At 56.1% G+C, this 26,508-nt stretch carries 25 protein-coding genes; 14 read left to right on the forward strand and 11 right to left on the reverse strand.

From position 1 onward, the window contains the following. Positions 1-37: 37 nt before the first annotated feature. From flhE to flhB, 3 genes are read right to left on the reverse strand one after another with little or no spacing between them, the layout of a single operon-like run. Positions 38-445 carry a flagellar protein FlhE gene (flhE, locus tag ACXIZX_RS10615; protein ID WP_479404109.1) on the reverse strand — a complete coding sequence of 136 codons (408 nt, stop codon included), beginning with the start codon at positions 443-445 and terminating at the stop codon, positions 38-40. Then, the gene (gene flhA, locus ACXIZX_RS10620) at positions 445-2,532 is read right to left on the reverse strand and encodes a flagellar biosynthesis protein FlhA (RefSeq protein ID WP_061718560.1); all 2,088 of its coding nucleotides are present in this window, start codon (positions 2,530-2,532) and stop codon (positions 445-447) included. Before flhA ends, flhE begins: the two co-directional genes overlap by 1 nt. Continuing rightward, on the reverse strand, positions 2,525-3,676 hold the full coding sequence (gene flhB, locus ACXIZX_RS10625) for a flagellar biosynthesis protein FlhB (protein WP_008110543.1): 1,152 nt from the start codon (positions 3,674-3,676) through the stop codon (positions 2,525-2,527). The genes flhA and flhB overlap by 8 nt, the downstream gene beginning before the upstream one ends. Before the next feature lie 832 nt (positions 3,677-4,508). Here flhB and ACXIZX_RS10630 point away from each other — a divergent pair. From ACXIZX_RS10630 to ACXIZX_RS10665, 8 genes are all read left to right on the forward strand, one after another. Next, a complete protein-coding gene (locus ACXIZX_RS10630; protein ID WP_154156458.1) occupies positions 4,509-5,003 on the forward strand; it encodes an SH3 domain-containing protein in 495 nt (164 codons plus the stop codon). Between the two features lie 84 nt (positions 5,004-5,087). Then, positions 5,088-6,302 carry a type IVB secretion system protein IcmH/DotU gene (gene icmH / locus ACXIZX_RS10635; protein WP_036649251.1) on the forward strand — a complete coding sequence of 405 codons (1,215 nt, stop codon included), beginning with the start codon at positions 5,088-5,090 and terminating at the stop codon, positions 6,300-6,302. Continuing rightward, entirely contained in the window at positions 6,302-8,416 is a 2,115-nt protein-coding gene (gene tssM, locus ACXIZX_RS10640) for a type VI secretion system membrane subunit TssM (RefSeq protein ID WP_154193899.1), read from the forward strand. Before icmH ends, tssM begins: the two co-directional genes overlap by 1 nt. A 13-nt stretch (positions 8,417-8,429) precedes the next feature. Further along, positions 8,430-9,128 carry a type VI secretion system-associated protein TagF gene (tagF, locus tag ACXIZX_RS10645; RefSeq protein ID WP_008107694.1) on the forward strand — a complete coding sequence of 233 codons (699 nt, stop codon included), beginning with the start codon at positions 8,430-8,432 and terminating at the stop codon, positions 9,126-9,128. Between the two features lie 33 nt (positions 9,129-9,161). Then, positions 9,162-10,274, forward strand: a complete 1,113-nt coding sequence (gene tagH, locus ACXIZX_RS10650; RefSeq protein ID WP_008107693.1) for a type VI secretion system-associated FHA domain protein TagH — start codon at positions 9,162-9,164, stop codon at positions 10,272-10,274. Then, positions 10,271-11,047: a PP2C family protein-serine/threonine phosphatase gene (locus ACXIZX_RS10655; RefSeq protein WP_479404110.1), complete on the forward strand. Its 777-nt coding sequence runs from the start codon at positions 10,271-10,273 to the stop codon at positions 11,045-11,047. The genes tagH and ACXIZX_RS10655 overlap by 4 nt, the downstream gene beginning before the upstream one ends. Positions 11,048-11,060: 13 nt before the next feature. Next, on the forward strand, positions 11,061-12,011 hold the full coding sequence (locus tag ACXIZX_RS10660; protein WP_479404111.1) for a hypothetical protein: 951 nt from the start codon (positions 11,061-11,063) through the stop codon (positions 12,009-12,011). Positions 12,012-12,077: 66 nt separating this feature from the next. Continuing rightward, entirely contained in the window at positions 12,078-13,493 is a 1,416-nt protein-coding gene (locus tag ACXIZX_RS10665) for a serine/threonine protein kinase (RefSeq protein ID WP_323273973.1), read from the forward strand. Between the two features lie 6 nt (positions 13,494-13,499). Here ACXIZX_RS10665 and ACXIZX_RS10670 read toward each other — a convergent pair whose 3' ends face one another. Further along, the gene (locus ACXIZX_RS10670; protein WP_479404112.1) at positions 13,500-14,171 is read right to left on the reverse strand and encodes a gamma-glutamylcyclotransferase; all 672 of its coding nucleotides are present in this window, start codon (positions 14,169-14,171) and stop codon (positions 13,500-13,502) included. 542 nt (positions 14,172-14,713) lie between these two features. Here ACXIZX_RS10670 and chaA point away from each other — a divergent pair. Next, on the forward strand, positions 14,714-15,799 hold the full coding sequence (chaA, locus tag ACXIZX_RS10675; protein ID WP_061718545.1) for a sodium-potassium/proton antiporter ChaA: 1,086 nt from the start codon (positions 14,714-14,716) through the stop codon (positions 15,797-15,799). Between the two features lie 74 nt (positions 15,800-15,873). Here chaA and kdsA read toward each other — a convergent pair whose 3' ends face one another. From kdsA to hemA, 6 genes are read right to left on the reverse strand one after another with little or no spacing between them, the layout of a single operon-like run. After that, on the reverse strand, positions 15,874-16,728 hold the full coding sequence (kdsA, locus tag ACXIZX_RS10680; RefSeq protein WP_179450539.1) for a 3-deoxy-8-phosphooctulonate synthase: 855 nt from the start codon (positions 16,726-16,728) through the stop codon (positions 15,874-15,876). A 30-nt stretch (positions 16,729-16,758) separates the two neighbouring features. Continuing rightward, positions 16,759-17,568, reverse strand: a complete 810-nt coding sequence (gene sirB1 / locus ACXIZX_RS10685) for an invasion regulator SirB1 (protein ID WP_479404113.1) — start codon at positions 17,566-17,568, stop codon at positions 16,759-16,761. Then, complete coding sequence (locus ACXIZX_RS10690) at positions 17,565-17,963, reverse strand: SirB2 family protein (protein ID WP_008107663.1); 399 nt, start codon at positions 17,961-17,963, stop codon at positions 17,565-17,567. The genes sirB1 and ACXIZX_RS10690 overlap by 4 nt, the downstream gene beginning before the upstream one ends. A 2-nt stretch (positions 17,964-17,965) precedes the next feature. Next, on the reverse strand, positions 17,966-18,805 hold the full coding sequence (gene prmC, locus ACXIZX_RS10695) for a peptide chain release factor N(5)-glutamine methyltransferase (RefSeq protein WP_479404114.1): 840 nt from the start codon (positions 18,803-18,805) through the stop codon (positions 17,966-17,968). Continuing rightward, positions 18,805-19,887: a peptide chain release factor 1 gene (gene prfA, locus ACXIZX_RS10700; RefSeq protein ID WP_008107659.1), complete on the reverse strand. Its 1,083-nt coding sequence runs from the start codon at positions 19,885-19,887 to the stop codon at positions 18,805-18,807. The genes prmC and prfA overlap by 1 nt, the downstream gene beginning before the upstream one ends. Positions 19,888-19,928: 41 nt before the next feature. After that, positions 19,929-21,185, reverse strand: a complete 1,257-nt coding sequence (gene hemA / locus ACXIZX_RS10705) for a glutamyl-tRNA reductase (protein ID WP_061718543.1) — start codon at positions 21,183-21,185, stop codon at positions 19,929-19,931. 216 nt (positions 21,186-21,401) lie between these two features. On the opposite strand from hemA, the gene lolB reads away from it, so the two are divergent. The 4 genes from lolB to ACXIZX_RS10725 all read left to right on the forward strand — a co-directional run bounded on the left by lolB (position 21,402) and on the right by ACXIZX_RS10725 (position 25,366). Continuing rightward, entirely contained in the window at positions 21,402-22,025 is a 624-nt protein-coding gene (gene lolB / locus ACXIZX_RS10710) for a lipoprotein insertase outer membrane protein LolB (protein ID WP_101764109.1), read from the forward strand. Further along, positions 22,022-22,891 (forward strand): 4-(cytidine 5'-diphospho)-2-C-methyl-D-erythritol kinase, encoded by an 870-nt coding sequence (gene ispE / locus ACXIZX_RS10715; protein WP_479404115.1) that lies wholly within the window; start codon positions 22,022-22,024, stop codon positions 22,889-22,891. The genes lolB and ispE overlap by 4 nt, the downstream gene beginning before the upstream one ends. A gap of 124 nt (positions 22,892-23,015) precedes the next feature. Then, on the forward strand, positions 23,016-23,963 hold the full coding sequence (gene prs / locus ACXIZX_RS10720; RefSeq protein ID WP_006118899.1) for a ribose-phosphate diphosphokinase: 948 nt from the start codon (positions 23,016-23,018) through the stop codon (positions 23,961-23,963). Positions 23,964-24,190: 227 nt separating this feature from the next. After that, positions 24,191-25,366, forward strand: coding sequence for a GGDEF domain-containing protein (locus ACXIZX_RS10725; RefSeq protein WP_479404116.1), 1,176 nt, complete (start codon positions 24,191-24,193; stop codon positions 25,364-25,366). Here the strand turns inward: ACXIZX_RS10725 and ychH are convergent. Continuing rightward, positions 25,363-25,638 (reverse strand): stress-induced protein YchH, encoded by a 276-nt coding sequence (ychH, locus tag ACXIZX_RS10730; RefSeq protein WP_061723496.1) that lies wholly within the window; start codon positions 25,636-25,638, stop codon positions 25,363-25,365. The two genes, ACXIZX_RS10725 and ychH, sit on opposite strands and share 4 nt — an antisense overlap. A gap of 257 nt (positions 25,639-25,895) precedes the next feature. On the opposite strand from ychH, the gene pth reads away from it, so the two are divergent. Continuing rightward, complete coding sequence (gene pth / locus ACXIZX_RS10735; RefSeq protein WP_179450527.1) at positions 25,896-26,483, forward strand: aminoacyl-tRNA hydrolase; 588 nt, start codon at positions 25,896-25,898, stop codon at positions 26,481-26,483. Positions 26,484-26,508 lie beyond the last annotated feature (25 nt).

The following is a 26,508-nucleotide window of genomic DNA, read 5'->3' on the forward strand; positions in this document are numbered from 1 at the left end:
CGCGGCGGCGCAGGATGCGCCGCCGATGTAACACGCGTTACTGGTAATTCACGGTCACTTCACTGCTCACCACGCGCAAGCCCGGCGGCAACGCGCCCTTCCCCTGAAATCCAAACGCCAGATGCAGCGTCTCTTCTGCCGCCACGTTGGCTAAGCCACGCGTGCTGCCGCTGGCGCCTTCAATCTCGACACAACGATCGCCCGCGCACAGGCGTACCAGCAAACCCGAAGGCGCAGGACGGCTGAGCTGATAACGCCAGTTCACCAGCGAGATGTTGCCCGGCGCGCTGGAGGGCGCACGCAGCGCAGGCGTCTTCAGCCAGTTACCACGCACGCCCATGCTCGGTCCGCTGGCGTTGGCGCTCCAGGCTCCGCTGGCCGCATCGGCAGCCAGCGGCAGCGCCATCATCGGCAACATCATCAATGCCCAGCACCAGCGACGCATTACTTGCCTCCAATGGTGGCTGTCATGCGGATCTGACGGTTGTCGGTCAGCTCCATATTCGACAGCACAATCAGCTGCGGCAGGTTGCGGCGCAGGAAGCGTGCCAGCAGCGCACGCAGCGGATGATTGACCAGCAGCACCGGCGGCGCGCCCGCCATCTCTTGCTGCTGCAGTGCGCCTTGCGCCTGCACCAGTAAGCGATCCGCCAGACCCGGCTCAAGCCCACCACCGCCCTGCAGCGCCTGCAACAGCAGACGTTCCAGCGTAGCGTCGAGGCCAATCACCTGCACTTCGCCGTTGCCAGGGAACCATTGCTGGGTAATCGCACGTCCCAGCGCCACACGCACTACGCTGGTCAGCTCTTGCGGATCGTTCTGCACCGGCGCATGTTCCGCCAGCGTTTCAATAATGGTGCGCATATCGCGAATCGAGACGCGCTCGGTCAGCAGGTTTTGCAGCACTTTGTGCAGCGTGGTCAGGGTGATGACGCCCGGCACCAGATCTTCGGTCAGCTTCGGCATCTCTTGCGTAACGCGATCCAACAGCTGCTGCGCTTCCTGACGGCCAAACAGCTCGCTGGCGTATTGTCCGATCAGGTGATTGAGGTGCGTCGCCACCACGGTGCTGGCTTCGACCACGGTAAAGCCCTGAATTTGCGCCTGCTCTTTCAGGGCGCTATCGATCCAGATCGCCGCCAGACCAAAGGCCGGATCGACGGTCGGCTCGCCCGGCAGCGAACCGGCGGCGGTGCCTGGATTGATCGCCATCCAGCGGCCTGGGTAAGCATCACCGCTGCCAATTTCTACGCCTTTCATCAGGATGCGGTAACGCGCGGGCGGCAGCTCCATGTTGTCACGGATATGCACCACCGGCGGCAGGAAGCCGACCTCTTGCGCCACCTTCTTACGAATACTGCGGATACGCCCCAGCAGTTCGCCGTTTTGCAGGTGATCGACCATCGGAATCAGGCGATAACCCACTTCCATGCCGAGCGAATCTTCCAGCTGCACATCGGTCCACGACGCTTCCACGGTGGCCGGCGTTTCCTGAGTTTTCACCAGACTTGAGGCTTCGCTTGGTTTTTTCGGCTGCATTTCGCGACCGCGCAACCACCAGGCAAGACCCAATAGCGCGGCGGTAAACAGCAGGAACACCAGGTTTGGCATGCCCGGCACCAGGCCAAGCAAACCAATCACGCCGCCACTCAGCATCAGCACGCGCGGGTTCTTGAACAGCTGGGTCACCATCTGCTCGCCGACATCCTGATCGGTGCCCACGCGCGTCACGATGACACCCGCAGCGGTAGAGATCACCAGCGCCGGGATCTGCGCCACCAGGCCGTCACCGATGGTTAACAGCGTGTAGGTTTCGCCCGCATGGCCGAGATCCATGCCGTGCTGCACCACGCCGACCAACAGGCCGCCGATGATGTTGATCACCATGATCAGGATACCGGCGATGGCGTCACCACGAACGAACTTACTCGCACCGTCCATCGAGCCGTAGAAATCGGCTTCCTGCGTCACTTCCGTACGGCGCTGTTTGGCTTCCTGTTCGCCAATTAAACCGGCGTTGAGATCGGCATCGATCGCCATCTGCTTACCTGGCATGCCATCCAGCACAAAACGCGCGCCGACTTCGGCGATACGTCCCGCACCCTTGGTGATAACCATGAAGTTGATGATAACGAGGATAATGAACACCACGATACCGATGGCGAAGTTACCGCCAACGAGGAAGTGACCAAAGGCTTCCACCACGCGTCCGGCGGCATCGGCACCGGTATGGCCTTCCAGCAAAATGATACGGGTTGAGGCGACGTTCAGCGCCAGACGCAGCAGCGTCGAGAACAGCAGAATGGTCGGGAATGCGGCGAACTCCAGCGTGCGCTGGGTGAACATCGCCACCAACAGCACCATGATCGACAGCGCAATGTTAAAGGTGAACAGCAGGTCAAGAATGAATGCGGGTAACGGCAGCACCATCATCGACAGGATCAACATGATCAGTACTGGGCCCGCCAGCACCTGCCATTGCGTGTCTTTAAAGTTGCCCGGTAAACGCAGCTTCTCGGCTAAATTAGCCATCGTTAGTGTTCTCTCCTGCAAAGTCCATGTCTGCCGGAACCGGCAGGTTTTTTGGTTTGTTTGGAATCAGGCCGCCTTCGCGCTTCCAGCGTCGCAGCTGCCAAACCCAGGCCAGCACTTCTGCCACTGCGCCATACAGCGCGCCGGGGATGAACTGACCAATTTCTGTGTGTCGATACAACGCACGCGCCAGCGGCGGTGCTTCGAGAATCGGGATACGGTGCTCTTTGGCGAGCTCACGAATTTTCAGCGCAATATCGCCCGCACCTTTGGCAATCACTTTCGGCGCGCTCATCTTGCCTTCCTGATACTTCAGCGCCACCGAGTAGTGCGTTGGGTTGGTGACGATGACATCGGCTTTCGGCACATCGGCCATCATGCGACGACGAGCGGCGGCGCGCATCGCCTGACGAATACGCCCTTTAACGTGCGGGTCACCTTCGTTCTGTTTATGTTCGTCGCGAATTTCCTGGCGCGTCATCTTCAGCTTTTTGAAGTAGCTATAAAGCTGCCAGAACACATCAAAACCGACCATCGGGAACAGGCCGAGCATGATCAGCCCGCAGCAGGCGGCGATCATCGATAAACCATGATGCAGCGCGTTGATGGGCGATTCGCTCATCAAACGCAGCATCTCTTGCCAGTGGCTCCAGATGTACCAACCGGCGACGATGCCCACCAGCACCGCTTTCATAATCGACTTCACCAGCTCAGCGGCGGTTTGACCGGAGAACATGCGGCCGATTCCGGTGAGCGGGTTAAGCTTTTTAAGATCGAACTTGATGGATTTACCGCTGAAGTTAAGGCCGCCCAGCGCCATCGGTCCGGCAATCGCCACTACCACTAAACCGCCCATCAGCGGCAGCAGCGCGATCACCGCCTGCTTAATCAGGCTGCCAATGTGGCCGATGATCACTTTGTCATCGCTGACCATGCCGTGATCAAAACGAAAACCGGTGGCGACCATGCTGGCCAGACGCTCCGCCATGCTGTTGCCGCCGACCCACAGGATCAGCAATCCAATCAACAGCATCATCACTGAAGTCAGCTCGCGCGAACGCGGAATCTGCCCCTCCTCACGCGCTTTTTCAAGTCGGTGGGGCGTGGGCGATTCTGTTTTGTCCTCGTTACTCTCTTCAGCCACGACATACCTCAGCTGGCAGGAATTCTGAGCATAGAATGCCAAAACCCTGGCAGGCTAAAGGGCGGATTAAAGGGGGGAAATGTGAGCTTATTTAGCCATAAGTGAAATTGCGTTGAGTTACTGGTCACAGCCGTTATAAAAAAAGGCGTCCTGCAGCATGTGATTACCATGTGGAGGACGCCTTTATCCAAAGCACTCGTTTCGGCTAAGACACGAAGCAAATGCGCAATGTCAGAGAGGTATTGCAAACGGTGTGCCAGGCGTTTTTTATCGCGCAACGGGTGCAGAATAACCCTGCCATCACCTTTCTGACTGAAAAATGCACTATCAGGTCGCAAAGGGTGCACAGCCTTTGTGCACGTTACCTGCGACGAGAAATGCTCGCTAAGCAAAAGCCATGCCGTGCTGCGTTTAAAAGTGGCAAATATGTGCCCGGAAATTCCGAATTTAAGAAAATTGTTTCGCTGAGCAATCTTTTTTAACTCGCATAAATAGATTAATCTTATTTACCATTTTTGATTGGCACTAGCAGGCACCAAAAGCTGCTGCGCCACCGCGCATCGCTAACTGCATCGAATAAATTAACTGAGCTTATCTATCACCGTGACTATGTGTTTTATATCATCGGCCTGCGCTGCTTTTTCGCCCGGTAGCACGGGATTTCTAAGGGTGCAATGGTTTGAATTCTCAAAAGTCTTAGGTAGACTTAGTTCAGCACTATCTTTCTGTAATCTGTCTGTTTTTTTGATGGCTTTCTCGCTGCCTAATCTGCCTGCCTTAAAGGCTCGTGCCGCAGATTACTCTGCAGCTAATCTGATGAAATTTGAGGATCATGGTGAATAAGAGTCTCGTGCTTGTGTTGCTGGCGGTGTTAAGTCTGGCTGCGTGTAAAGCGCCACCGCCACCCGTTACTGATGACACGCTGGTAACCAGTGAAGTGAATGGCGTCCAACTGGTTCATCGTCATGCGGTGGCAGCACCTGGCGAATTCACGCCGGTCAATGAGAGTTATCGCGCGCTCTATGCGGCATCCGTGATGACCACGCCTGATTTTGGTGGCAAGGTAGTGCGCTATCTTGATAACGCCAAACCGTTTGAAGTGCTGGGACGTGTTGAACACAGCTGGCTGGCGGTGGCCGATGAGCCTAACGGCCAGTTAATTGGCTATATTCCGCCGAAAGCGGGCGTAGAGAGTAGCCGTTATGACGCGACCATTCGTAGCGATCGCCCGCGCCCTCGCCGCAACAGCAAACAGGTCTGTGTGGCCGTTGGGGGCGCCAGTAAAGCTTGTCGCACTAACGATACCGCGACCTGGATTTTAGACTGATAATGCAATCCGGCGCACAATGCCCGCAGCAGCTTTCGCCGTGCGGGCTGTGATTTTCGCCCTTGCCTGGATAACCAAGATTTAATGACTCAGGATTCCCTTGCTCGCGATGGCATTGTCGCGGGCAATGATAACCTTTTGCTTAATGCCGCAGCACCTATCCTGAATGCCGTGGTACGTATACGGCAGGCCGCTACGCATGACGATCCTGCCGGATTGCGCCAGTTACTGATCGAAGAGATCCGCCAATTCGAACAACGCTGTAAACAAGCGGGTTTACCTTTTGAGATGATCATCGGCGCGCGCTACTGCCTGTGCAGCGTGCTGGACGAAGCCGCGGCGCAAACGCCGTGGGGCACGCGCGGCGTGTGGTCCGGTAACGGCATGCTGGTGACTTTTCATAATGAAAGCTGGGGCGGCGAGAAAGTGTTCCAGCTGTTGTCGCGCGTTTCGCAGAGCCCGCAGCAGCATTTGTGGCTGCTGGAACTGATCCACTATTGCCTGTTGCTCGGCTATGAAGGTCGCTATCGCGGCAGTGACAGCGGTCGCGCACAGTGTGAAGCGATCCGCAAACGCCTGGCGCAATTGATAGCCGAGCATCGTCCGTCGAGCGCCAATCCGGCGGTGCCGCTGGTGGAAGTGCATCCTTTGGTCAGCACCCTGACGCGTCCAATGGTGCCGCTCTGGGCCTGCGTTACCTTAGCCACGCTGGTGGCGAGCCTGATTTACAGCGGGCTCAACTGGCGACTCGGCAACGCCGCCGAACCGCTGCTGCGCACCATCTATCAAACCCCGCTGCCACAAATCACGCCAGGACGTCGCCCTACTTCCCCGCAAGCGCTGCTCGATCTGCATCAACGTCTGAATGATGTGATTGCGGCCGGACAGCTGGAAGTGAGCGACGGCGCGTTCGGTAGCAAAGTGATTATCCCGGCGGATAAACTGTTCTCCAGCGACGGCACGGTGGTGAATCAGGTCGGTCGCGCGCTGCTGGCGCATGTGGCCAGCGCGATGAAAACCGTGAAAGGCACGGTTTTGGTGTCGGTGTATACCGATAACAGCCCGGTCGATGGCCGTTTCGCCTCGAGCTACGAATTCTCTTTTGCCCGCGCACGCGCCATCACCCAGCTGCTTAATCCGCAGCTCGCCGAAGGTCACAGCGTGAAAGCAGAAGGTCGCGGCGACAGCAATCCGCTGCTGCCGAACGACAGCAATGAAAACCGCGCCCGCAATCGTCGGGTGGAAATCACCCTGTTTGTGACACCGGAAACCCTCGGCAATCATCAGGGAGGCCAATGATGCGCGCATCACTGCAACATCTGTTAACCCATCGCCTGCTGTGGAGCCTGATTGGCGTCACGGCGCTGAGCTGTGTGCTATGGATGCTCGGACCGCTGTGGAGCTGGGGCGATACGCGCCCGCTCGAGCCGGTATTGCCGCGCCAGTTAGCGGTCGGTCTGCTTTATCTACTCTGGCTGCTGTTCCAGTTTATCCCGGCATTGTGGCGCGGCTGGTTTAACAGCAAGCTGCTTAATCGTCTGCAGCAGATGAGCCAAGAAGAGTTATCCGATCGTCAGGCCACAGAAACCCTGCTGGCGCAGCGCTTCAGTGAAGCGGCGCTGCGTTTAAAGCGTACTCAGTTTGGTCGCCGCCATCAGCAGAGCTGGCTGGCTCGTTTTCAAAGTCATTACCTTTATCAGCTGCCGTGGTACGTGATGATTGGCGCGCCGGGCGCCGGTAAAACCACCGCGTTACTCAATGCCGGTCTTGAATTCCCGCTGACCGACAGCCTCGGTAAAGCGGCGATTCGCGGCGTGGGCGGCACGCGCCATTGCGACTGGTGGTTTACTGACAGCGCAGTACTGATCGATACCGCCGGGCGTTACGCCCTGCAGGAGAGCCAGCGCGCGCGCGACGGCGCGGAGTGGCAGAGTTTTATTAACCTGCTGAAGCGTTATCGCACCCGCCAGCCGATTAACGGCGTGATCATGACCATCAGCGTTTCCGATCTGCTGACCGATTCAGCCGAAGCGCGTCATGCGCAGGCCAGCGCGCTGCGTGAGCGCATGGCGGAGCTGCATCAGCACACCGGCATTCACTTCCCGGTTTACGTGATGGTGACCAAAACCGACCTGCTCAAAGGGTTTATGAGTTTCTACGGCAGCCAAAGCAAGCCGCAGCGTGATGCGATTTGGGGCTTTACCTTTCCGTGGGAACCGGGCAAACCGCACAAAGATGACTGGCATCGTAGCTTCAGCCAGCAATATCAGCACTTAGAGCAGCGTTTACAGCAGCAGTTGGCCGAGGTGATGGCAGGTGAACGCGATCTCACCCAGCGCGCCGACAGCTTCCTGTTCCCGCAAGAGTTCAGCTCGCTGCGTCCGCTGCTGAATGAGTATCTTGATGTGGTGTTCTCCAGCCATCAGGAGCCGATTGCCTGGTCGGCGCGCGGTCTGTTCTTCACCAGCGGCACGCAGGAAGGTTTGCCGTTTGACCGCATCATGGGCGAGCTCAATCGTAAACTGCAACTGCCGCACACCGGGGAAAGCAGCCTCGCGGCCTGGGATAGCGTTAATCGCAGCAGTCCCATTCCGGGCAACAAAGGGCAGAGTTTCTTTATCCGCGATTTGCTGAGCGATCTGGTGTTCCGCGAAAGTGGCCTGGCGGGTAGCAATCGCCATTGGGAATACCGCAACCGCCTGTTCCATTGGATCGGTTATGGCGTGCTGACCGGCGCGCTGCTGCTGCTCTCTTGTTTGTGGCTCACCAGCTATATTCAGAATCAGCGTTATCTCGACCAGGTTGCAGAGCGCATTGGCCCGATCACCACGCAAAGTCAGCAGGTGATCCATCAGCCCGCCGATAATATTTTTGATCTGCTACCCTTCTTAAATAACCTGGTGAAACTGCCGCTCTCCGAGCGTTTTTCCCTCGACAATCCACCGCTTACCATGCGCGTTGGGCTGTATCGCGGTAACCAGGTAAGCGATGCGGCGTGGGCGCTTTATCAAAATGCGCTTAAGTCTTTACTGTTGCCGCGCGTGGCACAGCAGATCACTAATTTGCTGCGTGACGATCCGGGTACCGATAACGAATACAGTCGCAATGCGCTGCGCGCTTATCAAATGCTGTATCAGCCGCGCAATTATGACGGCGAGTTCCTGCGTGGCTGGCTGATGCAAAACCTGCAGCGTACGCTACCGGATGATGTTAGCGCGCGTGATTTGCAGCAGCTCGACTGGCATCTGAGCCAGCTGCTGGATCAACAAATTCAGTCTTCGCCCTATGCGCGTGACAACGCGTTGATGATGCGCAAGCTTGCGGAGAATCTGAAAAATGCCGGTGACAGCAGCAACACGCTGGCGATTGCGCCGCACGTCGTTTCGCAGCGATTGACCAGACACAGTGAGTAATGGTGAGGTAATCATGCCGACACACACTGCGCCGGGCTGGTACGGCAAGTTACCGGCCACCGGCGATTTTTTGCGCCAGCGTCTGAGCGAAAATACCGTGACGCCGTGGAGCCACTGGTTTCAACAGGGATTGACGCACTGGCATCAGCAACCGGATGCCAGTCCGGCACAGTTTTTACGTGCGCCGGTGTGGAATTTTGTGTTGCCGCTTTCGCCGCTGCGTCAGCAGGTGCAGATGGGCTGCCTGCTGCCCTCGTGCGATCGCGTGGGCCGCAGCTGGCCGCTGCTGGCGCTGCGTAGCTTTCCGCTGAGCCGCTGGCACAGCGCGCAGCTGGCCATGTCCGGCGACTGGTTTCAGGAACTGGGCGCGCTGCTGCTGCACGCGGTGCGGGATCGGCTCAATCCCGATGCGCTGGAACAGCAAATGCAGCGCCTGTCGCCGCTGCTGGTGCCGGATACGCAGCGCAGCGACATCATGGATGTGATTGGTTTTGATGATTTGCCCTGCACGCTGAGCTGGCGTGAAGTGGCTGACAGGTTCGATCCGCAGCAGCACATGAGCTACTGGTGGAGTAATCGCAGTGACGGTTTTAGCCATGCCACGCATAAACACAGTGGCCCGCTGACTGCGCAACTTTTTTCATTATTGTTTAACCCGGCGTCTGGTGCACAGCCGGGCCGCAACGGCCTCTATCCACCGATGTTTGAATAGGCCGTCGCGTTTGCCTTGTTAACGGGATGACTCATGCAATTTACCATTGTGCAGTGCAATACGGATGTGCCCGCCAAGACGGTAGCCTTCAAACCGCCCGGCGGCACCATCGGCCGCAGTCAGGATAACGATCTGGTGCTGCCTGACGAATCGCGCGCTATATCGCGCTTGCAGGCGCTGGTGCACCTTTCGCCGGAGGGCGAATGCCGCCTGACCAATCAGGGCAGCGTCACGTCGGTGGTATTGAACGGCGTCGCGTTGCAACGCGGCTCGCAGGTAGCGTTGCAGGATGGCGACACGCTGCAAATTGGTGAGTACGGGCTCGAAGTGCGCGATCCCAACAACCTCAAAGCCCGCCAGGACGATCCGCTGGCGTTCTTTGCTGACAGCAGCGATGACCCGCTCGGCATGATGCAGGAGCCCGACGTGATTCCCGAGCCGGTTGCGCGTCAGGAACGTCGCAACGATCCGCGCCTCGCCATCGATCCGCAAAGCGATGCGCCGACGCTGCCAGCCACGTTGCCGGGCGTCTCTCAGGACAAACTGATTGCCGCGTTGCTGGAAGGCATGGGGCTGAACAACGGCCACCAAACCACCATCACCGAAGAGCAGATGCGTGTCACTGGTCGCATGCTGAGCCTGTTTTCGCAAGGCACCGTCGCCCTACTCTCCTCGCGCTCGATTCTCAAGCGTGGCGTGAAAGCCGACATGACGATGATCCTCAACGAGGCGAATAACCCTTTCAAAATTCTGCCGTCCGGTAAAACCGTGTTGATGCAGATGTATCAGAGCCAGATGCCGGGCTTTATGCCACCGGAACCGGCGGTACGCGATGCGCTGGTGGATTTGCAGGCGCATCAGCTGGGGATGATTGCCGGCATCCGCGCGATTATCGCCGCCATGCTGCAATCGTTTAACCCGCAGCGCTTAGAGGAAGAAGCGCGCAAAGATGGCGTGCTGCCAAAGCTTGGGTTTAGCACCGGACGTAAAGCGGCGCTGTGGGATTACTTCTCTCGCCACTATCAGCGTACCGCCGGTGAAATTGAAGATGACTTCCACACGCTGTTCGGCGAAGCCTTCCTGCATGCCTATGATATGGAAGTGAATCAATACAAGGATTCTCAGACGCGGACCGAAGACGCATGAAGATGATGTTTGCCAGCCGCTGCCAGCAAGGCATGCGTGACGAAAATCAGGATCGTACCGGTGCCGAGTTGGACGATCATAAAGCCTGTTTTATGGTGTGCGACGGCGTCGCCGGTTTGCCCGGCGGAGATATCGCTGCGCAGCTGGTGCGCGATACGCTGCTGACGCAGTTGCAGCAAAGCGCGACCTTCACGCCGGAAAGCACGCGTGCCGCCATCGAACATTGCCAGCAGGTGCTGATTGAGGCACAGGGAAACAATCCGAATTTTTCCCGGATGAGCACCACGCTTGCCGCGCTGTTTATCGACCGTGAAAAACAGCTCGCATGGTGGGCGCACGCTGGCGACAGCCGGGTTTATCACTTCCGCCACGGGGTGCTGAATCAGGTGACGCGTGATCACAGTTTGGCCCAGCAGTTACGCGAGGCGGGCTATGAAAATACCGGCATTAACAGTAATTTACTTTATAATGCGCTCGGTGTTGAGCCTGCCCGTCCGGCCACCTTTAGCGAGGTGATTACGCTGGCCGACGGCGATGCGTTTTTAGTTTGCAGCGATGGATTCTGGCTCAATCTCACCACCCACGAAATGGAACTGGCCCTGCGCATGGTGAATGCCTGCGAAGAGTGGCTGACTTTGATGGAACAAGCCGTTAACCGCAGTGTTAAAAGCGACAATCTCAGCGCTCTGGCCGTCTGGATTGGCGAACCGCAGGAAGCGACGCTGCTTTATTCCCAGGCTGATGCGGCACGTTTTCTGCCGTCACGTTATTGATCCAAGGATTCTTATGAAAGTGTGGTTGACGGGCTTCGCAACCCTGTTGCTGGCCGGAAATGCGCAGGCAGAAGATTATCGTGTGGTCTATTCACCGAGCCTGTCATTGGAAGTCTACATCGATGACGTGGCGAGCAAAGCACCCAACGATTGGTGCAAAGAGACGCTGCCGCTGCGCATTGTTTCGGGCAAAAGCACCGATTCCAGCGTCCTGACCAGCTTCCTGCCGCGCGTCGGTACGCTGCTGGCTAATCAGTGCGGCTTGCTGGATGAACTGCCGTGGCAGATGACTAATAAAGAGGGCAGCGTGCTGGCAAACGGTAGCGCGGCCAAATTACAGAACTGGCGTCCCATCGTCATCAACGATGCCACCGCCAGCGCAACCGCCGATAATGCCGCGCCGCTCGATCTCTCGCGCCCGGCGGATAGCACGCCGTTGCAGCATTTTGCCTTGCCGGGCGGCTGTCATTTCCGCACCTGGTGGGATGACAAAGGCGAATCACTGTTTATCCCGGATAACCCGAATCAGCACTGCTCCACCGAAGGCTGGCTGGAAGGCCCGAGCGAAATGACGCTGATGAGCGACGGTAAAACGCGCAATGTGGCGCTGAATTTCTATCAGGGCTACCCGATTGCAGATTTGAAACTAAGCGGTCCGCCGCTGGAAGTGGTCTCGGTGAATAACCAGCGCATGATTGTTACGCGTCCGGATGCCGATGATAGCTGGTTAGTGCTGCCGTTTGATGCACAACAGCATGTGTGGCGCTTCAGCGGCACACTTCTGGTGAAGATGGACAAAACCGCCGATCAGGACAGCGATGTGCTGAAAAAGCGGGTTGAGACGTTACGCGGCGTTTGGTCGCCGCAATTTATGCCACAGCAAAAAGTGACTGTGTTACTGATTGACACCCTGCATGCGGATCTCGCCGATCCGGCGATTGGTGCCTGGCGTAACATTAATTAATTAGCGGTCGTTGCCCGCCGTCATCGTGATGACGGGGCGCTACAGGACGTGTTCAGAGAGTTCACTATGTCGGCAAACGAAAACCATACACCTAATGCCCTGCCTGCGGGCTACCGGTTTAATGAATTTGAAATCAAGGAAGTGATTGGCGGCGGCGGCTTCGGCATTGTTTATCGTGCCTGGGATCATCAGCTGGAACGCACCATCGCCATCAAAGAGTACATGCCCGTCTCGCTGGCGGTGCGTGCGGCGGATATGTCGCTGGAACTGCGCGGTGAGCGTTTCCACAAGCTGTTCACCGCCGGTCGCAATAGCTTTATTCAGGAGGCGCGCCTGCTGGCACGCTTTAATCATCCCGGCTTGCTGCACGTGTTGCGCTTCTGGGAAGAGAACGGCACCGCCTACATGGGCACGCTTTATTACAGCGGCATGACGCTGAAAGAGTGGCAGATCACCAGTCCGGACAGCATTGATGAAAGCTGGATCCGTCGTCTGCTGCCGCCGCTGTTTGGCGCCATCGATACCATTCACGCTGCCGGTTATCTGCATCGCGACATCTCGCTGGATAACATCCAGATTCAGGAAAATCAGCTGCCGGTGCTGCTCGATTTTGGCTCGGCGCGCAAAGAGATCGGTAACCTCTCTGATGAAACCGAGATCATGCTTAAACCCGGCTTTGCGCCGATTGAGCAATACAGCGAAGAAGGCGAAATCGAGCAAGGTCCGTGGACCGATATCTATGCGCTGGGCGCAGTGCTGCATAACCTGATCACCGGCCATGCGCCGCCGGTGAGCGTGGTGCGCTGCATTGAGGATAACTATCAGCCGTTGGTGGAGCGCAAGCCGGAAGGCTATTCGCTGCCGCTGTTGCACGCCATCGACTGCGCGTTAGCGATGAAGCCGGAAGATCGTCCGCAAAGCATTGATGCCTTTGCCAGCCTGATCGATCTGCCGGTAAGCGATGTCGAAGCGCTCTCTACCACCATTCCGGTGGTGGCCGAACCGGTTGTACCGGCGGAGCCGATTGTGGCAACGCCGGAACCGCAGGTGTTGGCGGTCAATCATGCCGCAGCCGCGGTTGAACCTTTGACGCCACGCAACGTGCGTCGTTTGTCGCCCGGTTTAGTGGTGGCCGCTGCGATTGCGGTGTTGGCGGTTGTGGTGGTGGTGTGGAAAGCGAATCGTCACAGCGAAGTGCCGCCGGTGGCCGCGAGCACCACGCCAGCCGCGCCTGCTGCACCAGCCAATAATGTAGCGAGCAATGCGCCAACGGTAGCGACGGTTTATCTGCGTTTGCAGGCGGGTGAGAATGTGATGCTGAATGGCGAAGCCCGGGATGTGAAACCCTCCAGCAGCGGGTTTGCTTCATTGAATCTGGCGGCGGGGAACTATCGCATTGAAGTGCGTAACGGCAACCAGGTGCACAGCCAATCGTTGACCATCGATAAGCCGGGAACCTGGCTGATTAATCCAGCGCAGTAATGCGCGTTAGCGCGCTGCTGAATGATTCTGCAGCGCTCTGACTTCTGCCGCCAGGCGCGTCAACGCCGCTTCCTGCATCCCACGTTTACCTAACTCCTGCTCCAGCGCATAGAGATACTGTGCGTTGGTGCCGAGCGGCCCACTGGCCTGGGCAATTAATGGCGCGATGGTGCTGCGACATGAGTCGGTTTCATACAATGGATGACGCGGATCCATAATAAACACCAGCGCGGTGACGTTTCGTCCACCCTCCAGCTCCAGCTCACACCAGGTTGGCAGATAGCAGCCGGTGATCATTTCACGCTTCCACAGCAGCTCCAGCTCATCATGCAGTCGCGATTCCGGTAAACGGAACGCCAGTCCACTGGTGGATCCGCCCTCTTTCAGCGCCAGCATGCGACCAGGCGCGGTGACGGTGCCGCGACCGGCAATCAGACGCAGACAAAACGCACGGTGCCAGCCCTCTAATCGGCCAGGCGCCACTTCTGCCGCTTCAAAAATCGGGTTCCACATCAGCGAGCCGTAGCCAAAAATCCACACCGGGCTTTGGTCAGGACGACAGGCAAGCGTCGCTGACAGCGATGCCGCACGCTTTTCACAGCTCCAGAACAGCGCTTCATCAATATCGCCAAACGATGTTTTACAATCTGCTTTTAATAAAAATTCCCGCGTTAACACTGTGGTCTCCTCTACTGCGCTGACATCTTGCCGGTGTGGTTCCTTAAAACTGATGTCTACAGGCGACGCTGATCACTTCGCCTTAAGAGAAGACATTAATTCATTTTTAACAAAACATTCAAGATTGACCCCGATCACAAAAGGGAAATTCTGTGTAAATAGCATCGGCTGCCTGGCGAGGAACTTCAATATTGGAAGGAAAAGTGCGAAGCGAAGCAAAAAATCCGCATAAAGTCCGACTTTTACGAGAATATTGGATTTAAGAGAGTTAAACCCCCATAAGCCGTATCAAACAAGTCAATTAAACAGACCAATCTCATCTTTAATTTAGTGGATGACTGATGCAACATAATGAATACAGGCGTTAATCCAGCGATAACATGCTCTTTTGCCGTGTTATACATAATAAACGCTTTTGGTAAAATCGCGTAAAGTCACAGCAGCACAGTTGTTGAAAAGTTACACTGCGTTGCGTCAGAAAACTCATTATATTTATCAGGCAATGATTGCCTGCTTTGTACTTTTTCCGGAGAGGATGGTAAATGCCTGGACATGAGAAAACCCGCCATACCGAGTACTCACTGATTTTCCCCGTTGCTGCGCTGGCGGTGCTGAGCTTCTTCGGCAACCAGACAGCGCTTCTGCCGGTTATCGGCATCAATCTGTTGGCATTAGTTGCCATTCTGTTTAGCGCGTTCAGCGTGGTGCGTCACGCCGACGTTCTGGCACACCGTTTAGGCGAACCTTATGGCTCGCTGATTTTAAGTCTTTCCGTTGTCATTCTCGAAGTGAGCCTGATCTCGGCGCTGATGGCCACCGGCGACGCCGCGCCCGCGCTGATGCGCGACACGCTTTACTCGATCATCATGATTGTGACTGCCGGTTTGGTCGGCTGTGCCCTGCTGCTGGGCGGACGCAAGTTTGCCACGCAGTACGTTAATCTGGCGGGCGTTAAGCAATACATGATCGCCATTTTCCCGCTGGCGATTCTGGTGCTGGTGTTTCCCAATGCGTTACCCGGCGGCAACTTCACTACCACCCAGGCGCTGATTATTGCGGCGATTTCCGCCGCCATGTACGGCGTATTCCTGCTGATTCAAACCAAAACGCACCAAAGCCTGTTCGTTTATGAGCATGAAGATGATGGCGACGATCCGCATCACGGCAAGCCTTCTGCGCACAGTTCACTGTGGCACACCGTATGGCTGATCGTGCATCTGATTGCGGTTATCGCCGTAACCAAGATGAACGCTAATCCGCTGGAGAGCCTGCTGACAGAGCTGAATGCCCCGGCGCAGTTCACCGGGTTCCTGGTGGCGCTGTTAATCCTGTCTCCGGAAGGTTTAGGTGCGATTAGAGCGGTGCTGATGAATCAGGTGCAGCGCGCAATGAATCTGTTCTTCGGTTCGGTGCTGGCGACTATTTCACTGACCGTGCCTGCGGTTACTATTATCGCTACCCTGACCGACCAGCAATTGGTGTTCGGCCTTGAGCCGCCGCAGATGGTGATGATGAGCGCCGTGTTGATTCTGTGCCACATTTCGTTCTCAACGGGCCGCACCAATGTGTTGAACGGTGCCGCGCATCTGGCGCTATTTGCCGGGTATTTGTTGACGATTATGCTGTGAGTGACAGGTCGCCATTTATGGCGACCTGCCAATAAAAAAGGCGCCATCGGCGCCTTTTTCACATCTGAAAACAATCAGTTGCTGGTATCCAGCTCTGGGAAGCTCTTCACCAGATCGTCAATCGCTTTCATCTGCACCAGGAATGGCTCCAGCTTATCCAGCGGCAGCGCCGATGGACCGTCGCATTTCGCGCTGTTTGGTTCTGGGTGTGCTTCGATAAACAAGCCAGCAATGCCAACCGCCATACCAGCGCGCGCCAGCTCAGCTACCTGCGCACGACGACCGCCAGACGCAGCGCCGAACGGATCGCGCGTTTGCAGCGCGTGGGTGACGTCGAAGATCACTGGGCTATTTTGCGTGACGTTCTTCATCACGTTGAAGCCAAGCATATCAACAACCAGATTGTCATAGCCGAAGTTGCTGCCGCGATCGCACAGGATAACCTGATCGTTACCGCCTTCAACGAATTTGTCATAGATGTTGCCCATCTGGCCTGGGCTCACAAACTGTGGCTTCTTCACGTTGATGACCGCGCCGGTTTTCGCCATCGCTTCCACCAGATCGGTCTGACGCGCGAGGAATGCCGGCAGCTGAATCACATCAACCACGTCAGCCACCGGCTGCGCCTGCGATGCTTCGTGCACGTCGGTGATGATTTTCACACCGAAAGTCTGCTTCAGCTCCTGGAAAATCTTCATGCCCTCTTCCAGGCCTGGACCACGATAGGATTTGATCGAAGAGCGGTTCGCTTTATCAAAAGAGGCTTTGAATACGTAAGGGATGCCGAGTTTGTCGGTGACCTTAACGTAGTGTTCGCAGATGCGCATGGCGAGATCGCGCGATTCCAGCACGTTCATGCCGCCGAAGAGAACGAATGGCAGATCGTTTGCGACCTTGATATCGCCGATTTTCACTACTTTCTGTGTCATGCCCTTTCCTTTCCTTTTATCGGGTAACGCTTAGTGCAGCGTTACCTGTTTCTGTTCAATTGCGTGAATCTGCACTTTAATCATCTCGCTGACCGGATCTTCAGGACACTGTTCAACGAAATAGGTCAAATCAGTCAGCGCGATGTGTTCACACTCTAATTGCGCGTAAATCAAACCACGGTCGCGGATCTCATAAGGATCATCAGGATCGATCTGCAGCAGCACTTTGCTGACGTTCAGCGCCAGCTCCATCTGTTTCTCTTCCATCAGCGCGGATTTCAAGGTGTCGAGCATCTTGCGCATCACGTTGATAGTCTTGGCTTCGTCGAGATCGTCGTTATACAGCTTGGCGGTTGGGCTGATGTTGCCCTTAAGCCACACTTCCAGCGTGTGCGTATCCAGCGTTTCGCCGTTGAACGGGTTGATTAGCCACATTTCGCCATCTAACCAGTCGGCGCGTAGAATCAGCTGCGTCGGGAAAATCACCGGCATTAGCGGCAATTCCAGCTCATCGGCGATGTGCAGCAGAATTACGCCCAGCGACACTGCGGTGCCCTGACGGCTCTTCAATACTTTGTCGATCCACAGCGCATCAGAGAGATTGTAGACGCCGCTGGCGCCGCCAAATCCCCATTGACGATAGAACAGCTCAAGCAGCTTACCCAGCTGCAAATCGGCGTCCTGCTCGCTGCTGATGAACTCACGGGCTTCATCGACCATTACCGCCAACTGTTGTTGCACAGAAGGCGCAGAAAAATCATTGCGTATGGCGCATGTGGCGCCAATCACCGCTTCACTCAACGGTGTTTCACTGTAATCGAGTTGCTCTGGCGAGGTCATACAATCCCCAATAACGGCATTTTGGTCATCGCCAGCTTAATCACAAACAGCAAAGCTACGATTGCAATCAGGAAGGCGATCCAACGTGTCCCCATTTTACGTGGGCGACGGCTCAATGCCACGGAACCTAAGGCGATGTAGATAATAACCGCTAACAGCTTCTCCGTCAGCCAGCTTCCTTGCGGTGTGAACGGATAAAAATGCGTAATCATCACCAGCAGCGCACCGCTTAACAGCAAAAAGGTGTCGTTAATGTGCGGTGCAATGCGCACCCAGCGGCGTTGCAGCATCGCTGAGCCGGTGGTTTGCCAATAGAAGCGCAGCAAAAACAGACAAATCGTCAGCGCGACGGTCAGCAAGTGAAAATGTTTAATGAGGGGATACCAGCTCGCCATCGTTATTCCTTGTTAAAAAATTGTCCTAGTGTGACGCGCGGATTACCGCCGTAATCGTCAACGGTGCCTACCGCCTGATAACCGTGCTGCGTCATGATTGCACGCACGGCTTCGCCTTGCTGCCATCCATGTTCCAGCAGCAGCCAGCCGCCCGCGTGCAGCCAGTGCGGTGCGGTGTGAATGATGAAACGTAAATCGGCCAAACCCTGATCGTCTGCCACCAGCGCGCTGAGCGGTTCAAAGCGCACGTCGCCCTGCTGCAGATGTTCATCGGCGGCATCAATATAGGGCGGATTGCTGACAATCAGATCAAAACGTTGGGCGGGAAGATCGCTGAACCAATTACTGAGGATAAAACGGGCGTTATTGATGTGCAGACGTTGCGCGTTGTCCTGCGCCAGTTCCACTGCGGCTGCAATGCGATCGCAGCCGATAACCTGACAGCCTGGCCGTTCGCTGGCCAGCGCCAGCGCAATCGCGCCGGTGCCGGTGCCTAAATCCAGCAGTGAAGTTGCAGTGGCCGGCAGATGCGCCAGCGCTTGTTCCACCAGCACTTCGGTGTCCGGGCGCGGGATCAGCGTGGCATCGCTGACGCGCAACGGCAGCGACCAGAATTCACGCTCGCCAACCAGATGCGCAATCGGCTCACCGTTGACGCGGCGCGCCAGCAGCGCATTCAGCTGTTCCTGCTGCTGCGCGTCCAGTTCGGCATCGTCAAAGGCGATCAGCCAACTGCGCGGTTTGCCCGTCACGAAACCCAGCAATATTTCCGCATCGCGCTTCGGGCTGTCGCCGCCACAGAGCGCTACCACAGCCTGCTGTAGCCAGCGACGAACGATCATTAGTCCTGTCCAGCCAGCGCGGCCAGCTGATCGGCTTGATACTCCTGCACAATCGGCTCAATCAGGGAATCCAGCTTGCCTTCCATCACCTCGTCGAGACGATAAACCGTCAGGTTGATGCGGTGATCGGTAACGCGGCCCTGCGGGAAGTTATAGGTGCGGTTACGATCCGAACGGTCGCCGCTGCCCAGCAGGTTACGACGCGTTGAGGCTTCTGCGGCATTGCGCTTCGCCGTTTCCGCCGCGTGAATACGCGCGCCCAACACCGCCAACGCTTTGGCTTTGTTTTTGTGCTGAGAACGTTCGTCCTGACACTCCACCACAATGCCGGTTGGCAAGTGGGTGATACGAATCGCTGAATCGGTGGTGTTAACGTGCTGACCACCGGCACCAGAGGAACGGAAGGTGTCGATTTTCAAATCGCCAGCGTTGATTTCCGGCATTTCCGCTTCTGGCAGCTCCGGCATCACCGCAACGGTACAAGCTGAAGTGTGAATACGCCCCTGCGATTCGGTTTCCGGCACGCGCTGGACGCGATGACCGCCCGATTCAAACTTAAAGCGGCCATACGCGCCGTCGCCGATGATGCGCGCGATCACTTCTTTATAGCCGCCGTGCTCACCTTCGTTGGCGCTGATGATTTCCACCTGCCAGCGACGTGCTTCAGCATAACGGCTGTACATACGGAACAGATCGCCGGCAAAAATCGCCGCTTCATCACCGCCGGTGCCGGCGCGCACTTCGACAAAGCACGGACGTTCATCGTCGGGATCTTTCGGCAGCAGCAGCACTTGCAGCTGTTGTTCCAGCTCTTCACGCTTCTCGCGTGACAGCTTCAATTCTTCCTGCGCCATCTCGCGCATTTCCGGGTCTTCCAGCATCATTTCGGCAGTTTCAACATCTTCCTGCACCTGCTGCCATTCGCGGAAACAACGGGTGACGTCGCTAAGCTGGGCATATTCGCGTGATAACGCACGGAAACGATCCTGATCGGCAATCACGCCGGCATCGCCCAGCAACGCTTCCACTTCCTCGTGGCGTTCCTGGAGCGCTTCCAGCTTGGCAACAATAGAGCTCTTCATGTAATAGCGGGTATCCCAGTGATAGGTCGTGACTGACCAGATTACTCTAAACCGAGGCTGTCACGTAAGATCTGCAGGCGTTCGCTGTCGCCGTCGCGCGCGGCCTGCTGCAGTGATTTGGTTGGTGCATGAATTAAACGGTTGGTCAGCTTGTGCGCCAACTCTTGCAATACTTTTTCGGCGTCAGCGCCCTGCTGCAGCGCGGCCAGCGCGCGTTCCTGTAACTCGGCGCGCACCTGATCGGCCTGCGAGCGATATTCACGGATGGTCTCAACCGCGCTTTGTGCGCGCAGCCAGGCCATAAATTCGCCGCTCTCCTGCACCACAATGCTTTCAGCCTGTACGGCGGCGGCTTTACGCTGCGCCATGTTCTGCTCGATGATCGCTTGCAGATCATCAACGCTGTAGAGATAGGCGTTCGCCAGCTTGCCCACTTCCGGCTCGACATCGCGCGGTACGGCGATATCCACCAGCAGCATCGGCTGATTGCGACGCGCTTTCAGTGCGCGCTCCACCATGCCTTTACCGATAATCGGCAGCGGGCTGGCGGTAGACGAGATAATGATGTCGGCATCGGCCAGACGCGTTTCGATATCGCCGAGGCCAATCACTTCCGCCCCAACTTCATCAGCCAGCAGCTGCGCACGCTCGCGGGTGCGGTTGGCAATCATCAGCTTCTTGACGGAGTGTTCGCGCAGATGACGCGCCACTAACTCGATGGTTTCACCGGCGCCGACCAGCAGCACGTTAACGGTGCTGAGCGATTCAAAGATTTGACGCGCCAGGGAACAGGCGGCGAAGGCGACCGAAACGGCGCTGGCACCAATCTCGGTTTCGGTGCGTACACGCTTGGCCACCGAGAAGGTTTTCTGGAACATGCGCTCCAGTTCACTGCTCAGCGCATGATCGCGTGACGAATCAACAAAGGCTTTTTTAACCTGACCTAGAATCTGCGGTTCACCCAACACCAGTGAATCCAACCCGCTAGCTACACGCATCAGATGGCTGACTGCCGCGTTATCCTGATGCCAGTAGAGGCTGTTGCGCACATCCTCTTCACGCAGATCGTGATAGTCACACAGCCAACGCACCAGCTTCTCCTGCAGGTCGGCTTGCTGCTCTACACTGAGGTAGAGTTCCGTACGGTTGCAGGTCGAGAGGACCACGCCGCTCTGCACCATCGGCTGGGACAGCAGGCTATTCAGCGCCAGTTCCAGCGTGTCTGGTGTAAACGCAACGCGTTCGCGTAGCGCAACAGGTGCAGTTTTGTGGTTGATTCCGAGTGCAAGCAGCGTCATGTGATTCGGGTTGGGATATCCCAAGAGTTGTCAGGGTTTTGTGCAGCGCATTCTACAAGATGCCACAGGTCAAGAAAAGCCATACAAAGCCTATGACTGTAATAAGATTAAACTGATCGTGCGCAATTATTGCCATAACAGCATTGACGGCTCACATGCGGATGGTTAGCGTTACCGGTTACGAAGTAAAAACGTGTCTGAGGAGATGACCACGTGATGCATTTGCCCCCGCGCAAGTTACTGCGCCTTTTACCCCTTGCCAGCGTGTTACTGGCTGCATGTACCATTAACAAACCACAAGGTCCGGGCCCAAGCACCACGTCACCGCAATGGCAGCAGCATCAACAAGCCGTGGCGAAAATCAGCCAGTATCAGACGCGCGGCGCGTTCGCGTACCTGTCGGATAAGCAAAAAGTCTATGCGCGCTTTAACTGGCAGCAAACCGCTGCCGATCGCTATCGTCTGCTGTTAACCAATCCGCTCGGCAGCACAGAATTGCAGCTGGATGCGCAAGGTTCCGTGGTGCAGATCGTTGATAACAAAGGCAAGCGCTACGTCAGCAATGATGCCGAGAAGATGATTTCACAGCTTACCGGCATGGATATCCCGCTCGCTAATCTGCGTCAGTGGATGATGGGCCTGCCGGGCGATGCCAGCGATTATCAGTTGAATAACAATTACCAGCTGCAAAGCCTGAACTACAGCCGCAACGGTCAGCAGTGGAAAGTGAACATTTCTGATTACGACAGCAAAGTGAATCCACCGCTGCCGGCGAATCTGGAGCTGTCTGAAGGCGGTCAGCGTATCAAATTACGCATGGATAGCTGGACCACCCAATGATCACCACGTGGCCCGCGCCAGCAAAACTGAATCTGTTTTTGTATATCACTGGCCGTCGTCCTGACGGCTACCACAATCTGCAAACGCTGTTTCAGTTTCTCGATTACGGTGACACGCTGGAAATCACGCCAGATAGCAGCGGCAAGATTACCCTGCTGACGCCGCTGGGTGGCGTGCCAGATGACGAGAACTTGATTGTGCGTGCCGCGCAGGCGTTAAAAAACTTCGCCGCCGCGCGTGGCACGCTGCCCGCGCAGGCCGGTGCCAGCATCGCGCTGGAGAAAGTTTTGCCGATGGGCGGCGGGCTTGGCGGCGGTTCTTCGGATGCGGCGACGGTATTAGTGGCGCTGAATCATCTGTGGCAAACCGGCTTAAGCGTTGCTGAGCTAGCAGCGATTGGCATCAAGCTGGGCGCGGATGTGCCAGTGTTTATTGGTGGTCACGCAGCCTTTGCTGAAGGCGTGGGCGAACTGTTGCAGCCGGCTGAACCGGCAGAAAAATGGTATCTGGTGGCGCATCCGGGCGTGAGTATCGCAACGCCGGATCTGTTCCGCGATCCCGATCTGACGCGCGATTCACCAATCCGCACATTAGATGAACTGTTACAGCGTCCTTTTCACAATGATTGTGAGTCTGTGGCAAGAAAACGTTTTCGTAAGGTTGATGAGCTGCTTTCCTGGCTGCTAGAATACGCGCCGTCGCGCCTGACTGGGACCGGAGCTTGTGTGTTTGCTGAATTTGACACCGAATCCGACGCACGTCAGGTGCTGGAGCTTGCCCCGAAATGGATTTGCGGATTTGTGGCGCGCGGGCTTAACCTCTCGCCGTTGCAGCGCACACTTTCTGGGCTAAAAGCGTCTACGTGACAGTGTCACACGTTCCAGACACTGCATGTTGCGCATTAACACACCCGTATGAACATGCTCTTTGGTATTCGCCGGTTACTCTAGAGCCGTTCATTCTCTGGACGCCAAGCCTGAGGTTCTTCTCGTGCCTGATATGAAGCTATTTGCTGGTAACGCCACCCCGGAACTAGCACAACGTATTGCCAACCGCCTTTACACTAGCCTCGGAGACGCCGCTGTTGGCCGTTTCAGTGATGGTGAAGTAAGTGTACAGATCAACGAAAATGTACGCGGTGGTGATATTTTCATCATCCAGTCCACCTGTGCCCCCACCAACGATAATCTGATGGAGCTGGTTGTGATGGTCGACGCTTTGCGTCGGGCTTCTGCTGGTCGTATTACTGCTGTTATTCCTTACTTTGGCTATGCGCGTCAGGATCGCCGTGTGCGTTCTGCTCGTGTACCGATCACCGCCAAAGTGGTTGCCGATTTCCTTTCCAGCGTGGGCGTTGACCGTGTTCTCACCGTTGACCTGCATGCTGAACAGATTCAGGGCTTCTTTGATGTCCCGGTGGATAACGTCTTCGGCAGCCCAATCCTGCTGGAAGATATGCTGCAAATTGGCCTGGAAAATCCAATTGTGGTTTCCCCAGACATCGGTGGCGTAGTGCGTGCCCGCGCCATCGCTAAACTGCTTAACGATACCGATATGGCTATCATCGACAAACGCCGCCCACGCGCGAACGTTTCTCAGGTGATGCACATTATTGGTGACGTTGCGGGTCGTGACTGTGTACTGGTCGACGATATGATCGACACCGGCGGTACGCTGTGCAAAGCGGCTGAAGCGTTGAAAGAGCGCGGCGCGAAACGTGTCTTCGCCTACGCCACTCACCCAATCTTCTCTGGCAACGCGGTGGAAAACCTGCGTAAGTCAGTGATCGATCAGGTGATTGTCTGCGATACCATTCCGCTGTCTGAAGAGATGAAATCTCTGCCAAACGTGCGTACTTTGACGCTGTCTGGCATGTTGGCCGAAGCGATTCGTCGTATCAGCAACGAAGAATCAATCTCCGCGATGTTTGAGCATTAATTCATCGCGTGAAACCGGGCCTTGTGCCCGGTTTTGCTTTGTTCACGGTCCTAAACCTGACTCACCGATTAAGCCACTTTCGCCGCTGATATTTGCGCGATAAATTTCGTTAAATCTCGCTATTCTCGCTGCCATCCACTCTTTTCCAGCAACTCGCATTACCGCCCTTTAGTGCTCCAATAATTAATGGTATTTTCTTCCCCACTTTTTCAAGAGCTCCGACCACTATGACTCTCGACATCTACACACTGTTTGTTTGCGAGCTCTATGTGCTGGGGTTTTTGAGTATCATTTTGGTTTTTGCCTGGGTTGGCGCGCAGTACGATCGCGTATTGGGCTGCACCACGCTGGCGTTGGTTTTAACGTTGACCGCGGTGTTCCTCAGCAGCTTACGCAGCGCGGGATTCCAGTTTTTACCGGTAGCGGTCGGCAACATCATGCTGCTGTTGGCTTACGGCAATCTGCTTAACGCCTTCCGCATCTTCTGCGGTAAAACCATTGGACTCAGCTGGTTAGGCGGCGGTTTATTGTGGGCGATTCTGTGCCTGTTCCCCGAGTTTTATCACAGCCAGCCGAAGCGCGTGTTGGTGGTTTGCCTGCTGTGTATCATTTATACCGGCGCGCTGATCCGCTTGCTGTGGCGCGTGCATGCCTCGTTAACCGTCACCTTCTGGCCGGCGCAAATCCTGCTGTGGATTCATTTGCTGTTCCATGTGGCGCGCATCTTCCTGGATGATGCGGTGGCAACGCCGGTGCGCGGTGCGATCGGCGGCTCCAGCTTCTCGGTTTATGTGATTCTCGAATCGATTCTGTTTGTCATTGGCCTGAGCTTTACCATTCTGGCGATGGTGAATGAGCGCACGCAAATCGCCCACAAACTGGCATCAATGCTTGATCCGCTCACCAGCGTGTGGAATCGTCGCGCACTGTTCGAGCAGGCAGATAAAATGGTGCTGCGCAGCGCGCGACAATCGCAGCAATTTGTTTACAGCGCGGTGCTGTTCGATCTGGACCATTTTAAAAGTATCAACGACCGTTTTGGCCATCAGCAAGGCGATCAGGTATTAATTGATTTTTGTCAGGTGGTGCAAGCGTTGTTGCCGGAGAGTGGACATTTTGCCCGCTTGGGCGGTGAAGAGTTTGCAGCGATTATTCCCGGCGATGCCGAGCAGGCGCAGCGCGTGTGTGAATGTATCCGTTTAGCGACACAGCTGTCGCAACCCAACGACGTGCGCTATACCGTCAGTATCGGCTTTGCCACCGCGCTGCAGCCCGGCGAACCTTTCCCGCCGTTGCTGGCGCTGGCCGATGAAGCTTTGTATCGCGCAAAAGCCAGCGGCCGTAACCGCATCGAATGTTATCTCGCGCAGTTACAGCCGCTGCAGCAAACCGTACTCACTTAATGTGATGAGTGATTGCGACGGCAACGCTTATCACCGTAATGACGCAACCAGTAATAGCGATCTTCTACGCGCTCACGTCCGCTGACGCGTGCACCGACCAGCCACAGCAAAGCGCCAACGAAGATGCTGAACATCGCACCGTGCGCGAGAAATTGTGGCAGGTTGAGTGAAGGAAGCTGATTGATAATAGAATAGCCGACGCCCAATACCATCGTCAGTAAACCCAAACACATCAAACCGTTACCTACAAAGCGGCAATTTTGACGTTTCATGATCCACCTCCATCCTTATAAAAGCAAAACAGCACGTATGGTTAACTAGCCATAAGCTTAGGCAATAGTTGCCGCTTAAGTTGCGTACAGGATCACATATCCTTCACAACCTTTGACAAATCTTTACCGCCAGTACCTTGATTTCGATAGAAAATGATTAGTCACGCAGAGACATTATCTGCTACTTGCGACCTTTGTCATCCGTGCCGCCAGGCAGTAAACTATCGCCCTTTCCGCAGCAAGACAGGATAAACATCGTGAGCAGCATTAAACTGATTGTGGGGCTGGCCAATCCCGGCGCTGAATACGCCGCAACGCGCCATAACGCGGGTGCCTGGTATGTCGATTTACTGGCGAGCCGCAACAATCAGTCGTTAAAAGACGAGCCAAAATTTTACGGCTACACCACGCGCCTGTCGCTGGCGGGAGAAGATGTGCGCCTGCTGGTGCCCACCACGTTTATGAATCTCAGCGGGAAAGCGGTGGCGGCGATGGCGACCTTCTATCGCATTGCGCCAGAAGAGATTTTGGTGGCGCACGATGAGCTGGATTTACCGCCAGGCGTGGCAAAATTTAAGCAAGGTGGCGGCCACGGCGGCCATAACGGCCTGAAAGACATCATCAGCAAGCTGGGCAACAACAATAATTTTCACCGTTTACGCGTCGGTATTGGCCATCCAGGCGACCGCAATAAAGTCACCGGTTTCGTGCTAGGCAAGCCGCCAGCTAGCGAACAAAAGCTGATTGACGATGCCGTAGACGAAGCGGTGCGCTGCACCGAGTTGTGGCTGAAAGAAGACAAGATCAAGGCGATGAACCGCCTGCACGCGTTCAAGGCGGGCTAAGGCCAATTCCCGCGCCGCAGAAGGC

Source organism: Candidatus Pantoea symbiotica (assembly GCF_056491525.1).